Raw genomic sequence first — 14789 nt, forward strand, 5'->3', positions numbered from 1 at the left:
CCACCCCGGCTGCGCATGCCCGCCTGTGACTTGACGATAGCCCGAGCATTTCAAGGACACATGGCCGCGCGTTGGAATGCCGTCTGGTGCCGATGCAAGCAGCATCCTGATCGCACGCTTGCTGGGCGAACAGCCCAGCCACCGCTCAGATCTCCGCCCGCAGCCCCACAAAAAACCGCCGCCCCGGCGCCGGCTCGAAATACCGGCCATTGCTCTCGTTTACGATCACCGACCCGATGTAATGCCGGTCGGCAATATTGTCGATGCGGCCATAGGCATACCAGCGCATGCGCCCCACGCGGAAGTTATAGCCGGCGCGCAGGTTGAAGGTGGCATAGCCCGGCGCATATTGCGTGTTGAGGTCGTCGGCGAACACGCGCCCTTCCACGCGCATCTCCACGCCCAGCGTGAGGTCGGCTACCGGCTTGTACGTGGCCTCGGCGAACAGGCTGTGGCGAGCGGTGCCGGGCAGGCGGTTGCCAGAGGCTACCGTTGCGCCCTGCGCATTGCGAAAGGCGTCGCCAAAATAGGCGTCGAGCCAGGTGTAGGCCAGGCCGGTGCCGTAGCGCTCGCCGGGGCCGTAGGTGCCGCGCCATCCCAGCTCCAGACCGCGCCGGTGCACACCGTTGACGTTCTGGTAGACGGAGCGGCCGTTGTCGTTGGACAGCGGCACGATCTCGTTGTGGCTGCCGGCGTCGAACACCGCGGCTTCCAGCCGTTGCCCTTTGCCTTGCCATTTGACGCCGATCTCGCCCTGGCGGCTGGTGGAGGGCTGCAGCCCGAGGTTGGTGCCGATGCCGCCGCGGCCGTAGGCGACTTCGGTCAGCGTCGGGGTTTCGAAGCCGCGGCCAAGGTTGGCGTAGACATTGAGCGAGTCCACCGCCTGCCAGACCACGCCGAGCACCGGGCTGACGTTGTTGTAGGTGGCGGTGCCGCTGTCGTCGGGGCTGGCGGCGGTGATGTAATGATCGTCGATGCGCAGCTTGACCTGGCTGGCGCGCACGCCGCCGACCAGCCGCCAGGAGGGATTCCAGGTCCAGTCGAACTGGGCGAAGGCGCCCAGGCTGCCGGCCTTGTCGGTTTCGTCGCGGCGCAGCGCGCCCTGCGTGCCGTTCTGGTTCACGAAGCCGGTGCGCGCGTCGCGCATGCCGTCGGCGTCCACGCCGGCGCTCCATAGCAACGGCAGTCCGGCTACCGTGGTGTTGTGGTGCCAGGACATCGCACCGCCGCCGTAGGATCTGTCGATATCCACGATGCCGCCCGCCGACGAGGGCGCGATGCCGCTGAAGCCCAGGTACTGGGTGAGCTCGCGGGTGCCGCCATAGAGGCGGAATTCAAGGTTGTCCTGCTCGCTCAGGCGCTGCTCGACCAGCACGCCGCCCTGGTTCTGCCGGACGGTCTTGCGGGTATTGAACTGGGTGGCCAGCGGCACGACCTGGCGCGGGTTGGCGTCGGCCTGGGCACGCGTGAGGCCGAGCGGGTCCTGCGCCTGGGGCTGGTCGAAGGCGTTGAACAACAGCGTGACACGGGTGCCGGTGACCGGCTCTGCCACCACCTTGGCGTTGAGCTGACGGCGCCGGGCCGCGCTGTGGTCGCGGTAGCCGTCGGTCTCGAACGTCCATGCATCCAGCACGCCGCCGATCTTGTCGTTGCCGCCGCCCACCGTCACGCCGGCCATCCATTGCCCGTCGGAGCCGAACCCGGTGGTGGCGCGCGCCATCGGCGCCTTGGGTGGATCGGGCGTGAAAATCTGCACGACACCGCCCGACGCATTGCCGTAGAGCTGGGCAAAGGGGCCGCGCAACACCTCGATGCGGCTGGCATTGGTGAGATCGGCGGTGGAGGCCTGGCCCTGCCCGTCCGGCATGGTGGCTGGTATGCCGTCCACGAACAGCCGCACGCCGCGCACACCGAATGTGGAGCGGCTGCCGAAGCCGCGCACCGCAAGCTGCAGGTCTTGCGCGTAATTCTGCCGCTCGCGCGCAGCCACGCCGGGCACGAGCGGCAACAGCTCAGACAGATTGATCAATGGGCTGGGCGTGCTCAGCGAATCGACGGGAACGCTGTCGATTGCGGCCGGCGCGTCAAAGCGCTTTTGCTCGGCGCGGCTGACGCTCACCACCACGTCCGGCAGCATTTCCTCGGCAAAAGCCGCGCCGGGCGCGGCGGTAAGCATCGCCGCCGCCAGGCAGCACAGGCGGTGCGAAGCCTCTGCGGAAACCGGTTTCCTGCTTCGCCCACCGCCCTTGTTGCCTGCCATATCCCTGCCCTGAGTTTGTTGATTGCTTCCTTTGCTGCTGCGCGGGCGACCTGCCCGGTTGCTACTTGGCCATTGCCTGGGCCTTGGGCCGGATGGCGTCTGCGGTGCCCTGGATAAATGCCTTGATCTTCTCGACATCGTCCGCGCTCAGCTTGCCGGTGAAGTCTGGCATGCCGCGCGCCATGGCGGGTCCCTTGAAGATGAACTTGTCGAGATTTTGAATATAGGCGGTATTCATATAGCCGAGGTTGGGAATATTGCCGCCGCGGTCCACACCGGGCACGCCATGGCAGAGCACGCAGTTGCTGACGTAGAGCGCCGTGCCGGCCGCGACGTTGGCCGGGTCGTACTTCACGCCCGACAGCAGTTCACCCGCGCGGTACTGCACGAACGCGGGCATGGGCGCCTTGCCGCCAACCGCAAAGGTGTAGACCGTGCCCGGCCCCTGGCGCTCGGTGGCGCGCTGGGCCTGCCCGTAGACGCCCCCCCAGCCGACGGCGACGGACACGTACTGCTTGCCGTCCACCAGATAGCTCACGGGCGCCGCGATCACGCCGGTGCCCGTGGGCGACTCCCACAGCTTCGCACCGGTGGCGGCGTTGTAGGCGATGAAGCGGCCATCGGCCGTGCCCTGGAACACGAGGTTGCCGGCGGTGGTGAGCGTGCCGCCGTTCCACGGCGAGACCTGCTCCTGCGTCCAGACGGCCTTTTGCTGCACCGGGTCCCAGGCGATCAGGCGCCCGAAGGGCTGGCTGGTGGGCGGCTCTGCATTGAGGAACTTCGCCGTGTTCCACCCCACGTTGCCGTGCGGCTGGCCGGGCTGCTTGCCGTTGAACGTCCAATTCTTGTCGTCCATCAGGTTGAGCGGCACATGCTGCGCGGGCAGGTAGACCAGGCCGGTCTGCGGGTTGAACGACATCGGATGCCAGTTGTGCGCGCCGTAGGGCCCGGGGATGGCGTCATAGGGCTTGTCGGTGGCGCGTGCCTCCGGCAGCTCGATCGGGCGTCCGTTCTGGTCGTAGCCGCTGGCCCAGTTCACATCGACGAAGTTCTTGGCCGAGATGAACTGGCCGTTGGTGCGGTCGATGACGAAGAAAAAGCCGTTCTTGGGCGCGTGCAGGATGACCTTGCGCGCCTTGCCGCCAATATTCAGGTCGGCCAGGATCATGGGCTGGGTGGAGGTGTAGTCCCAGTTGTCGCCGGGCGTCTCCTGGTAGTGCCAGACGTATTTGCCGGTATCCGGATCCAGCGCGACGATGGAGGCCAGGTAAAGGTTGTCGCCGCCGGCCGGGCTGCGCTTGCTGCGCGACCAGGGCGAGCCGTTGCCGGTGCCCACGTACATCAGGTTGAGCTCGGGGTCGAAGGCCAGCGTGTCCCATGCGGTGCCGCCGCCTCCGGCTTCCCAGTACTTGCCGGCCGGGTCCCAGGTCTTGGCCGCCTTGGCCATCGACTCGTCCTCGAACGGCTTGCTGGGGTCGCCGGGCACGGTGAACCAGCGCCATTTCTGCTCGCCGGTGCCGGCATCGTAGGCGGTGATATAGCCGCGCACGCCGTACTCCGCACCGCCGTTGCCGATGATGACCTTGCCCTTGAACACCCGCGGCGCGCCGGTGATGGTGTACGAGTGGGTGCGGTCGATGATGGTGTCCTTCTCCCACAGCTTGCGGCCGCTGCCGGCATCGAGCGCGATCAGGCGGCCATCGTAGGAGGCGACAAAGACCTTGCCCTGGTACAGCGCCACGCCACGATTGACCACGTCGCAACAGCCCTTGTAGCCAATCGACTTGTCGACCTTCGGGTCGAAGGTCCAGATGCGCTTGCCGCTGCGGGTGTCGATGGCATGCACCACGCTCCACGACGCGCTGACGTACATGATGCCGTTGACTACCAGCGGCGTGGCTTCCACCCCGCGCGTGGATTCGAGATCGTAGGACCAGGCCAGCCCGAGGTCCTTCACGTTGTCGGCATTGATCTGCGAGAGCCGGCTGAAGCGGGTTTCCGCGTAGTCCAGGCCGTAGCTGGGCCAGTCGGGTGTCTTGGCGGCGTTGCCTTCGATGAAGGCGCCGTCGACGCTTCGGGTGACGCTACGGATGTGATCGGCGCTGGCCACCTTGGCCGGCGGCTTGGCCTGCGCCGCCGCCAGCGAGAACGCCGCCAGCCCCGCTACCAGCACTGCCACCTTGCGTGACAGGCCTGCTTGATTGCCAGCGCGCTGCGCAACGCGCGGCCAGCAGGAGATAACCCGCTCGGGTTCTTGGCTCATTGTGTCTCCTCTTTTTTACTTCTTCTTCGGGGGAAGCCAGGCTGGTTCTATGCCAGCGGCTGGCCAATGGCGCGAGGGACATCGCCCGTCGCGCCACCGGATTGCAGCAGACCTAAGAATGGCCGCAGGGGTAGGTTTTACCCACTCGGGATTACCCGCAGAGCGAACGCCCCCACCACGCGCGGCGATGCCGCTCAGTAAGCCATGCAGACCGACTTGATCTCGGTATAGGCCTCGATGGCGGAGCGGCCATGCTCGCGCCCGACCCCGGAGGCCTTGTATCCACCAAAAGGCATGTTGGGGTCCACGATGTTGTGTGTATTGACCCAGACCGTGCCAGCATCCAGGCCATCGACCAGCCGCTGCACCGCGCGCAGGTCGTTGCTCCAGATGCTGGCGCCCAGGCCATACTCGGACCGGTTGGCCTCGGCCAGCACGGCCTCGGGGTCGTCAAACGGCATAGCCACCACCACCGGGCCGAAGACTTCCTCGCGTACCAGCGTCAGGTCCTTGCACGCGGCGTTGGCCACCACGGTGGGCCGCACGAAATAGCCGGGGCGGTCCAGCGCAGTGCCGCCCGCGACGATGTCCGCGCCTTCGCTGCGCCCAGTGCCGATCAGCCCCATGACCTTGTCGCGGTGACGCGACGACACCAGCGGCCCCATCTGGCTGGCCGGATCGAGCCCGGAGCCCAGCACCGTGGCATTGGCCACCTTGCCCAGCCCCTCGACCACCTGGTCATAGTGGCGGCGCGCCACGTACAGGCGCGAGCCGGCCGTGCAGACCTGGCCCTGGTTGAGGAAGATGGCGCCGGCCGCGCCCTGGATGGCATGCGCGGGATCGCAGTCATCCAGCACGATGACCGGGCTCTTGCCGCCGAGCTCCAGCGACACGCGGCGGATATCCTGGCCGCAGCGCGCACCGATTAGGCGCCCCACTTCGGTCGAACCGGTGAAGGTAATCTTGTTGACGCCGGGATGCGCCACCAGCGCCGCGCCGGGCACGCCGTCGCCGGTCACCACGTTCAGCACGCCCGGCGGGAAGCCCGCTTCCAGCGCCAGCTCGGCCAGCCGCAACGCGGTGAGCGGCGTTTCCTCGGCCGGCTTGAGCACCACGGTGCAGCCGCAGGCCAAGGCCGGAGCGATCTTCCAGACCGCCATCAGCAAGGGGAAATTCCACGGCACGATGGCGCCCACCACGCCGACCGGCGAGCGCCGGGTCATGGCGCTATAGCGCGTGCCAGGGGGAAACGGTACCGATACGTCCAGCGTGCTGCCTTCGATCTTGGTGGCCCAGCCGGCCATGTAGCGCAGCCATTGCGCGCTGCCGCCCACCTCCAGGCCTTGCGAGAACGCCAGCAGCTTACCGTTGTTAAGGGTTTCAAGCCGGGCTAGTTCGTCGCCGTGCTGCTCGACCAGGTCGGCCAGCTTGAGCAGCAGGCGCTCGCGCTGGGCCGGCATCATGGCGCGCCACGTGCCGCCGGCAAAGGCACGCCCGGCCGCGGCCACCGCCACATCGATATCCGCCGCGCCGCCCGCGGGCACGCGCGCGATCTCCTCGCCGGTGGCGGGATCGAACACGGCGAAGGTCTCGCCGGACTCGGCCTGGCGCCACTCGCCGTCGATCAGCATGGCATTGCGGATGGCCTGGTTCAGGCCGCTGCGGGCTTCCTTGGGTGCATTCATCTTCGTCTCCGGTTGGTCTTGGCTGGTGCCTTGTTATGGAGATCGAAGTTAACACCACGGCCCGATCATGGCTTGTCTGGCCGTGCACAAAGCTTGTCGATGCGTGCAAAGCCTGGGAAAGGCTAAAGCTGAAGCCAATGGCCCTTGGCACAACAACGCCGCAACGCGCGCCCGCCCTCTCCCCCGGCTGCTCTCCCACAAGTGGGAGAGGGGAGCCGACCAGCGGAAGAGTCAGAGCATCGATTCAGTGTAGCCGTGTGACCCGCCCCCAGGCGGGGAACACCCCAGCGCGATGCGAAGCGAGCCGTCAAGGTTTACCTTGGCCGTATGGGGCGCCTCGTGAGCCGACGAAAAGAGCGGAAAAGAGGGACCCATGTCTGAGTATCGCCTTAAGGCGATGCGAGTTTGGGTCCCGGCCGCTCTTTTCGTTGGATCACGAGGGGTAGTCGCCCCATCCGGCGCGCCTTCTTTGCCTACTTTCTTGGCAAGACAAGAAAGTAGGTCGCCGCCCCGCAGGGGTGGTGAAACGGCAGTTGAAGTTGCCTTTGACGTTGAAGTCAATCAGTTGCAATTGCAGTCGCAGCAAAGCCCCCCCTTCCCCCCCGCATTCTGCTGCCGCCACTGCGTCGGACTCATCCCGAACCGCTCATGGAAGACCCGGCTGAAATGCGCCGCATCGCCAAACCCCAGCGCAAAAGCAATCTCGGTAATGCTGCGCCCGGCGTCGCCACTGCCCGCCAGCCGCGCCGCCGCCTGCCGCAACCGGCGCGACAGGATATAGGCATGCGGGGTCTGCCCGGACTCACGAAACAGGTTGTACAAAGTACGGCGCGACACGTTCAGCACTGCCGCCAGCCGATGCGCCGAAAGCTCCGGATCATGCAGATGCGCATCGATGAACTCGGCCAGCCGGCGCATGCGCGCTTCGCCAAGATGCCGCGCCACGGCAGCGTCCCCGCCATCGCCAAGGGCCGGCGGCGGCGTGCCGGCGCCTTGCAGCGCCGTCTCCATCAACGACACCACGGAATCCTGCAGCACGATCTGCCCTTGATGATCCAGCAGGTGCCCCGCGCAAGTGTCATGCAGCATGGCGCCCAGCGCCGACAGCGCGATGCGCGCCGCGCCCTCCCCGCGCAGCGCCCGGCCGCCCAGGCTGGTCGCCGCCTGGCGCCAGCCGAAGGCGCGTTCCTGCGGCACCAGCAGCACCAGCACCCGGCAGCGGTCCGCCATCTCGATGCTATAGGGCTGCGCGGTATCGTAGATCGACCACATGCCTGGCTCCAGCGAGGCCTCGTTGCCGCGCTGCGCCACGCGGCTGCGCCCGCTTAGCTGCCAGAAGATCTTGAAGAAGCCCGCGTCGGATGCCGCCACGTGCCGGGACTCGCGCGCGACACGGTGCGCGTCGACATCCATGTCCGCCACCGCGCAGGCGCCGAAACGCGCATAGCTGACGTGGCAATGAAAGCCCCCGCGCGTCTGGCGCGAATAATCGAGCGGCAGGAAACTGGTGTCGATGGCTTCGCGCCATTGATCGAAGGTCACGGTGGTCAACCGCGCCGGCGTCTGCTGCAGGTGCTGCGCTGCGGGCATCAGGACATCTCCAGTAGCCGGCGGTGTCTGGGCAACATGCGGGGAACATGCAGGGAACGCGCCGGAGGCCTCGAAGGTGGTTGCAAAGCCTAATGGAAAGCCCGTGAGCCGACAATGGGAACAATCACGCAGGCGCGCCGGCCAGCGCGGCGGCAAACATGCGAAGCCAGCATCACTTGCGATGTCAGACCACGCGATAGATTTCCCAGCGCGCGGTGCCGGAGACGACGAACGGTTCCAGCTCCTTGCCCCATTGCGCGTGGGCAGGTATCGACGCGAGCCGAGCCCAGGCGCTATCCAGTTCGCCGAGGTTGCTCACCTCCCAGTCGTGGACCACCGTGGCCTCGAGCGCGCCAATCGAGCCGGTCAGCAAGCGCCCGGTGACCAGGCCGACTTGCGGGGCGATCTCGCGCGCCCATGCCTGCAGGCGCTCGATGACTTCTTGCTTGTGCCCGAAACGGGCATCGATCTGCCACCTGGCTATCAACATGATGCTGCTCCTTGAACATTGGACATTGAACGTTGGCCGCAGGTGTCGCGAGGGCGGACCGCCCCGCTGCACGCGGCGGCTAGCACCCCCGCCCCACCCATGTGCTACTTTTTTGAGGGGCCACGCCACCGCGTCGCCCCCCAGTTGCACTATAGACCGGCACCGTTGGAATCACGGTTGGAGAAAGCTATCCCGCTAGCCGAGCACCGCCCGGCGCACTTTGACCAGCGCGTCCTCCAGCGCGTCATGCGAGATGGAGCCGATCGCCAGGCGCAGCGCATGCGGCGCGCTTGGCGTGGCGGCAAACGGCTGGGCCGTCGTCACCAGGACGCCTTCGTGCTCCAGGCCAGCGGCGACGCGGTCCGCGCGCAGGTCCTCCGGCAAGGTCAGCCAGAGATAGTAGGAAGCGCGATGCGCTTTGACATCGCAACCGCGCAGCACGCGGCGCGCCAGGCTTTGCCGCAGCCGCGCGTCCTTGCGCTTGCGGTCCTCGAGCTCGTCGACCAGTCCGGCCTCGATCCAATAGCAGCCCAGCGCCACGGTCAGCGTGGGCGTGTTCCAGGTCGAGACGCGGATCGCGCCCTCCAGCGCGGGCACCAGCGCAAGGGGCGCGGCGACAAAGCCCACGCGCAAGCCGGACGCGACGCTCTTGGACAGCCCCGAGACATACACCGTGCGTTCGGGCGCGTAGGTAAACACCGGCTTGGGTGCCGGCTCGGCCAGGAAGGCATAGGCGCCATCCTCGATGAGCAGGAAATCATGCTTCTCGGCAAGCTCGGCAAGCCGGACCCGGGACGGCTCAGCCATCACCGTGCCCAGCGGATTGTGCATCGTTGGCATGGCGTAGACGGCGCGCACCGGACGCCGTTTGCATAACGCTGCCAGGTGCTCCAGGTCCATGCCGTCTACCGTGTGCGGCACCGCCTCCAGGTCAAGACGGTACGTCTGCGCGAGCCGTTTCATGCCGGGATAGGTCAGCGCATCCACAGCCAGGACGTCGCCCGGCTTGAGCAGCCCCATGACCGTCACGGCCAGGCCCTGCTGAGCGCCATTGACGATGAGCACCTGCTCGCCGCTCACCCGGATGCCCCGGTTGCGCAGATGCCTGGCCGCGGTCTGCCGCTCGTGCGCCCGCCCGCCCTGGGGCGCCGAATGCAGCAGCGCATCGAGGTCCCCCGAGGCCGCGATGGTACGCAGGCCATCGCGCAGCATCTCGGCCTGGCCGGGCAAGGACGGATAGTTGAAGGTGAGATCGACCGTGCCGAAACGCACCGGGTGCTGCTCCAGGCCCAGGCCGCGCGGCAGCGAGGTGTCGCGCACAAAGGTGCCCCGGCCGGTCTCGCCGACGACAAGCCCGATGGACTCCAGCTCCCGGTAGACGCGCGATGCGGTGGCCAGGGCGATGCCATGCTGCTTCATCAAGGCGCGAACGGTCGGCAATTGCGTGCCTGGCGGCAGCGCCCCCTCGCGGATGCGCCCCGCAATCTCGTCCATGATGGTTTTGTACCGGGCTGGGATCATGCCTTGGCCTGCGCGCCTTCATAGGATTGTTCTTTGTATCTAGAACAATTTTTTGTTTGTATCAGACACAAAGATTACGCTACCAGCCTCGACAACGTAAAGGGCTCCGCGGAGCTATCTGGAAACCTGGGCATGATCGAATTCGCTACCTTGTCGGTGTTCGCCGCGGCCGTGATGGTGCTGCTGCTGTCACCCGGGCCAAACATGGCCTTCGTCATGGCACACGGCGTCACCTACGGCCTCGGCGGCGGCGCGGCGGCCGCGCTCGGCATTGCCGCGGCAGACCTCGTGCTGACCGTCCTGACGGCAACCGGCATCACCGCCGTGATTGCTGCGTGGCCTCCGGCTTTCGACCTGATCCGCTATGCGGGGGCCCTGTACCTGCTGTGGATGGCCTGGAAAGCGCTGCGCCGCCCGCTGCTGCCGCTGGGCACGGTGACCCGGCAGGCCTCGTTGAAATCGGTGTTTTTCCGCTCTACGCTGAACAGCTTGCTGAATCCGAAAGCGTTGCTGTTCTTCATGGTCTTCCTGCCGCAGTTCGTGGATCCGGGAAAAGGCAACGTGGCCCGGCAGCTGATTGTCCTGGGCTGCGTGCTGACGGCGATCAGCACGGTGTTCCACGGCCTGCTGGGCGCGGCTGGCGGGTCGGCACGGCGGTTCCTGAGCCGCAACCCGCGTGCCGCCGTGTTCCAGAAATACGGGCTTGCCGTGGTGCTGGCGCTGCTGGCGCTGAGGCTGCTTGCCATGCCGAGGGTGTCCTAGCCGGCGAAGATGGCGGGCACTTCCATCCAGATCCTGAAAAGACAATACAAGAAGGACAACACGAGATGTACATCGCAGCCTTTATCTACAAGCCCGGCAAGATCGACGAAGAGTTCCAGCGGCTAAGCGCGGTCATTGACGACGTGGCGGCCAGCATTGCGGGCTTCCTGGGGGCCGAATCCTGGCGCTCGCCCGACGGAAAGCTGGCCAACGCCAGCTACTACTGGCGGGATCAGGAAGCCCTGCGGGCCTTCGCTGCCCATCCACGGCACCTTGACGCCAAGCGCCAGTACCGCAAGTGGTATGACGGCTATCACGTCGTGGTGTCAAAGGTGGAGCGCGTCTATGGCGACGGCAGCCTTGCTCACTTCACGCGGTTCGGCGAAGAAGAGAAAAAAGGCCGGTCGATCTGACCGGCCAAGCGATCCTCGCGCAAAGCAAGGTCGATATGATTGTTGGCGGCATCCTCCGTGCGCAGGATGCCGCCCAGGTGCTGCTCAGGTGTGGCTCAGGTGTGGTTTAGAAGCGGTGACGCACGCCGACGGTGGCGCCGGTCTGGTTCGCGCCCGGCAGAGCCGTGCCGGCACCGTTCAGGCCCAGGGTGGAGCCCGACTTGTTCTTCACGTAGCCAATGTTCACATAGGCATCGGTGCGCTTGGACAGCGAGTAGTCGCCCGACAGCACGTACATCCACGAATCCGCGCCGCTGTTCTTCAGGTCGGTGTAGTATGCCGCGCCGGTCAGCTGGAACGCAGGCGTGAACTTGTACTGCGCGCCTGCCCAGTACACATTGCTGCGGGTGACGGTGGCCGTGGCGCTGGCCGTGCCGTCGTCGCGCAGCCAGCGATAGCCGGCAAACACCTTGGCATCGCCGAAGGCATAGGACGCGCCGATGGCCGCGCGCTTGGCGCTGCGGTCCTTCAGTGCCACCGACGAGCCCTGGAACTGGTCATACGCCGCGCCGACCGAGAAGCTGCCAACAGCGTAGGCCAGGCCCGCGCCGTAGTTGCGGCCCACCTTGCTTTCGCCCGGCACTTCGCTGCCGTTGGTCACCGTGGCATCGCGCCCGGTGCTGTAGAAGCCGGTAGCCGTCAGGCCGCCGAACTTGCCCGTGTACTTGAAGGCGTTGTCGGCACGGCCGTTGAACAGCGAGTCGACACTATTGAGCGAGTAGCGCGGGCCAACGGCCATCGGGTCATAGGCGCCGAACAGGTCGTACAGCGCGTTTTGCTGGCGACCCAGCGTCACTGCGCCGAAATTGCCCTGCAAGCCAACGTACGACTGGCGGCCGAACAGGCGGTTGCCCTGGCCCGAGGCGCCGGTATCGATATCAAAGCCGCTTTCCAGCACGAAGATACCCTTCAGGCCACCGCCCAGGTCTTCGCTGCCGCGCAGGCCCCAGCGCGAGCCCGACAGGTTGCCGGAGTTCATGCGGGTAACGGTGCCACCCGCGGAGCCGGTGGCCGGCATGTGGTTGATGACTTCGATGCCAACGTCGGCGATGCCGTACAGCGTGACGCTGGACGAGGAGGTTTGGGCGAACGCTGCGCCGGAGGCTGCGGCAGCAGCCGCGGCAGTCATTGCAAGGAGAGCTTTCTTCACTGATTTTCTCTGTCTTATGGATGGATGAGGCAGTCTTCCGCCAGCCGCGGGCAACCATGCGATAGACGCCATGAACCGCACCCGTGGCGGCAGACCGCATTGTCGATGCCTTATGTGAAAGCTTGATGTCGCTTTGCATGGCTACATGTCTGCATGACTGCAATTGCAATCATCCAGGCACGCCCCACGCTGCAGCGATCCGGCGGGATATAGCACAACGTGATGCAAATGGATTTCCGCGAGTCGCCGGCAGCGGGTGAGCAGTGCACCACTTGGCTGCTGCATGGCTTGAGATCCGCCGCAGAAGTTCCCTGCTCCATGGATTTCCGGCGCTAGGGATTACGCGTAGCCACGAGAAATTCTCTTCAACATCGCTGCCCCGAAAGCCGATTGCAAGCCGTCGGAAAGCCGTTTGGAAGATGCCGTTCCTACAGTCTCGACACCCGCTCACGCCCGCGATGAAGTCGCGGTAAGGCAAGGGCGTAAAAACAGGAGACGGAGAGACCACCTCATGCATCGACACACCAACGCACGCTACCGTTCGGGTAGCCGGACCAGAGGGGATCTGCAATGAACACCCCCTCGCGTTTCAAGAAGGACTACTACGGCGGTGGGCTGATGACGCTGATCGGGCTCGCCACGCTAGTGGCCGGCCTGCAATATCGCACCGGCACCCTGAGCCACATGGGGCCTGGGTTCTTCCCGGCAGCGGTAGGGGCGCTACTGGCGATCGTCGGCGTGCTCATCGCCATCTCGGCGCGCAAGGAGCCACCGGCGCAAGCCCAGGCATCCGGACACGGGCATGGCGCCGGCCTGCCGGATCTGCGCGGATGTGCCTGCATCATCCTGGGCGTGCTCGCCTTCTTGCTGCTGGGCAAATATGGCGGCCTGATCCCCGCCACCTTCGCCATCGTGTTCATCTCGGCGCTGGGCGACCGGAGCAATACCGTGAAGCAAGCCGCCATCCTGGCACTGGCGATGTGCGTCATCGCCACGGTCGTGTTCTGGTGGGCACTGCAGTTGCAGCTGCCGCTGTTTGCCTGGGGGGTCTGAACATCATGACCGCGAACGCTCTGCATGATCTCTGGTTCGGCTTTGGCGTTGCCTTCCAGGGCTCCAACCTGATGTGGTCCTTCTTCGGCGTGCTGATGGGAAACCTGATTGGCGTGCTGCCCGGCATGGGCGCGCTGTCGGCCATTTCCATCCTGCTGCCGCTGACCTATGCCATGCACCCGGTACCCGCCATCCTGATGCTGGCGGGGATCTTCTATGGCTCGCAATATGGCGGCGCCATCGGCGCGATCCTGCTCAACCTGCCCTCGCACCCGCCGCATGCGGTCACCTGCCTGGACGGCTATCCGATGACGCGCGCCGGCAAGGGCGGCACGGCGCTGGGCATCACCATGATCTGCTCATTCTTCGCCGCGTCGGTGGGCATCATCGTGATGATCTTCGCCTCGCCGCTGCTCACCGAGATTTCCTTCAAGTTTGGCCCAACCGAGATCTTCTCGATCATGCTGCTGGGCTTGCTGGCAGGCTCCACCATGTCGCGCGGCTCACCGCTGAAAGGCGTGGCAATGACCCTGTTCGGCCTGATCTGCGGCTGTGTCGGCACCGACGTGAACAGCGGCACCTTCCGCCTGGCGATGAACATCCCCGAGCTTAGCGACGGGCTGGAACTGGTCGCCATCGCCATGGGCCTGTTCGGCGTGGCGGACTTCCTGCTCAATGTCAACCGGATGAGCGTGATCGCCAGCAAGGCCAAGCTGCGCATCCGCGACATGCGGCCCAGCCTGGCCGAGCTCAAGACCGCCTTCTGGCCCATGGTGCGAGGCACCGCGGTAGGCACTGTGTTCGGCGCCATGCCCGGGACCGGCCCCACCATCACGACCTTCGTCGCCTATGCCCTGGAGCGCAAGATCTCCAAGACGCCGGAGAAGTTCGGCACGGGCATGATCGCAGGTGTCGCCGGGCCGGAAGCCTCCGCGCACTCCAAGACGCAGGTCGATTTCATCCCCACCATGAGCCTCGGCATTCCGGGCGACGCCGTGATGGCGCTGATCCTGGGCGCGCTGATGATCCAGGGCATCGCCCCGGGGCCGCAGCTGATCAGCGATCACCCCGACATCTTCTGGGGCCTGATCGCCAGCTTCTGGATTGGCAACCTGCTGCTGATCGTGCTGAACGTCCCGCTGATCGGCGTGTGGGTCAAGCTGCTGCAGGTGCCCTACCGCTACCTGTTCCCCTCAGCCATGTTCTTCATCGTGGTCGGCGTGTTCAGCACGCAGAACAGCCTGTTCGAGATCTGGGAAGTACTGGCGTTCGGTGTCATCGGGGCAGTGCTCATGTGGCTCGGGTTCTCGGTGGCGCCCATCCTGCTGGGCTTCGTGCTCGGGCCGATGGTGGAAGAGAACTTCCGCCGCTCGCTGCTGCTGTCGCGCGGCGACATGATGGTGTTCGTGCATCGCCCGATCAGCTGCGTCTTCGTCGTGCTGTCAGCCCTGCTGCTGACCGGGGTCACCTACTCCGCGTGGCGAGCCAGCCGCGGCGCAGGCAAAGGGACCGTGCTTGCCGGCGGCGAGCTTGCCGTCAACGAGTAGCCACGACGCAAGCCTG

11 protein-coding genes are annotated in these 14789 nt (G+C 66.0%); 4 read left to right on the forward strand and 7 right to left on the reverse strand.

Going from position 1 to position 14789, the window contains the following annotated elements; genetic code table 11:
* Window positions 1–145: 145 nt before the first annotated feature.
* The 6 genes from AC1Q7Q_RS36665 to AC1Q7Q_RS36690 form a co-directional block, all read right to left on the reverse strand.
* Window positions 146–2176 carry a TonB-dependent receptor family protein gene (locus AC1Q7Q_RS36665; protein WP_492373050.1) on the reverse strand — a complete coding sequence of 677 codons (2031 nt, stop codon included), beginning with the start codon at window positions 2174–2176 and terminating at the stop codon, window positions 146–148.
* Between the two features lie 145 nt (window positions 2177–2321).
* Window positions 2322–4523 (reverse strand): PQQ-dependent dehydrogenase, methanol/ethanol family, encoded by a 2202-nt coding sequence (locus tag AC1Q7Q_RS36670; RefSeq protein ID WP_492372989.1) that lies wholly within the window; start codon window positions 4521–4523, stop codon window positions 2322–2324.
* Between the two features lie 194 nt (window positions 4524–4717).
* Window positions 4718–6208, reverse strand: a complete 1491-nt coding sequence (gene styD, locus AC1Q7Q_RS36675) for a phenylacetaldehyde dehydrogenase StyD (protein WP_492372990.1) — start codon at window positions 6206–6208, stop codon at window positions 4718–4720.
* 561 nt (window positions 6209–6769) lie between these two features.
* Window positions 6770–7798 carry a helix-turn-helix domain-containing protein gene (locus AC1Q7Q_RS36680; RefSeq protein ID WP_492372991.1) on the reverse strand — a complete coding sequence of 343 codons (1029 nt, stop codon included), beginning with the start codon at window positions 7796–7798 and terminating at the stop codon, window positions 6770–6772.
* A gap of 184 nt (window positions 7799–7982) precedes the next feature.
* Window positions 7983–8288, reverse strand: coding sequence for a hypothetical protein (locus tag AC1Q7Q_RS36685; RefSeq protein WP_492372992.1), 306 nt, complete (start codon window positions 8286–8288; stop codon window positions 7983–7985).
* 195 nt (window positions 8289–8483) lie between these two features.
* Window positions 8484–9809 carry an aminotransferase-like domain-containing protein gene (locus tag AC1Q7Q_RS36690; protein ID WP_492372993.1) on the reverse strand — a complete coding sequence of 442 codons (1326 nt, stop codon included), beginning with the start codon at window positions 9807–9809 and terminating at the stop codon, window positions 8484–8486.
* Window positions 9810–9941: 132 nt separating this feature from the next.
* Between AC1Q7Q_RS36690 and AC1Q7Q_RS36695 the strand changes: the two genes are divergently transcribed.
* On the forward strand, window positions 9942–10571 hold the full coding sequence (locus AC1Q7Q_RS36695; RefSeq protein WP_492372994.1) for a LysE family translocator: 630 nt from the start codon (window positions 9942–9944) through the stop codon (window positions 10569–10571).
* Window positions 10572–10636: 65 nt separating this feature from the next.
* The gene (locus tag AC1Q7Q_RS36700; protein WP_492372995.1) at window positions 10637–10984 is read left to right on the forward strand and encodes an antibiotic biosynthesis monooxygenase family protein; all 348 of its coding nucleotides are present in this window, start codon (window positions 10637–10639) and stop codon (window positions 10982–10984) included.
* 106 nt (window positions 10985–11090) lie between these two features.
* Here AC1Q7Q_RS36700 and AC1Q7Q_RS36705 read toward each other — a convergent pair whose 3' ends face one another.
* Entirely contained in the window at window positions 11091–12173 is a 1083-nt protein-coding gene (locus AC1Q7Q_RS36705; RefSeq protein WP_492372996.1) for a porin, read from the reverse strand.
* Window positions 12174–12743: 570 nt separating this feature from the next.
* Between AC1Q7Q_RS36705 and AC1Q7Q_RS36710 the strand changes: the two genes are divergently transcribed.
* A complete protein-coding gene (locus tag AC1Q7Q_RS36710; RefSeq protein WP_253931946.1) occupies window positions 12744–13226 on the forward strand; it encodes a tripartite tricarboxylate transporter TctB family protein in 483 nt (160 codons plus the stop codon).
* 5 nt (window positions 13227–13231) lie between these two features.
* Window positions 13232–14773, forward strand: coding sequence for a tripartite tricarboxylate transporter permease (locus tag AC1Q7Q_RS36715; protein ID WP_492372997.1), 1542 nt, complete (start codon window positions 13232–13234; stop codon window positions 14771–14773).
* The last annotated feature ends 16 nt before the right edge of the window (window positions 14774–14789 follow it).

It is taken from the genome of Cupriavidus sp. GW823-FHT07A04 (assembly GCF_058794615.1).

Excerpts from the sequence above, each read along its gene's own strand:
- AC1Q7Q_RS36665 (WP_492373050.1), bottom strand. The coding sequence starts at position 2,176 with ATGCTTACCGCCGCGCCCGGCGCGGCTTTTGCCGAGGAAATGCTGCCG.
- AC1Q7Q_RS36670 (WP_492372989.1), bottom strand. The coding sequence starts at position 4,523 with ATGAGCCAAGAACCCGAGCGGGTTATCTCCTGCTGGCCGCGCGTTGCG.
- styD (WP_492372990.1), bottom strand. The coding sequence starts at position 6,208 with ATGAATGCACCCAAGGAAGCCCGCAGCGGCCTGAACCAGGCCATCCGC.
- AC1Q7Q_RS36680 (WP_492372991.1), bottom strand. The coding sequence starts at position 7,798 with ATGCCCGCAGCGCAGCACCTGCAGCAGACGCCGGCGCGGTTGACCACC.
- AC1Q7Q_RS36685 (WP_492372992.1), bottom strand. The coding sequence starts at position 8,288 with ATGTTGATAGCCAGGTGGCAGATCGATGCCCGTTTCGGGCACAAGCAA.
- AC1Q7Q_RS36690 (WP_492372993.1), bottom strand. The coding sequence starts at position 9,809 with ATGATCCCAGCCCGGTACAAAACCATCATGGACGAGATTGCGGGGCGC.
- AC1Q7Q_RS36695 (WP_492372994.1), top strand. The coding sequence starts at position 9,942 with ATGATCGAATTCGCTACCTTGTCGGTGTTCGCCGCGGCCGTGATGGTG.
- AC1Q7Q_RS36700 (WP_492372995.1), top strand. The coding sequence starts at position 10,637 with ATGTACATCGCAGCCTTTATCTACAAGCCCGGCAAGATCGACGAAGAG.
- AC1Q7Q_RS36710 (WP_253931946.1), top strand. The coding sequence starts at position 12,744 with ATGAACACCCCCTCGCGTTTCAAGAAGGACTACTACGGCGGTGGGCTG.
- AC1Q7Q_RS36715 (WP_492372997.1), top strand. The coding sequence starts at position 13,232 with ATGACCGCGAACGCTCTGCATGATCTCTGGTTCGGCTTTGGCGTTGCC.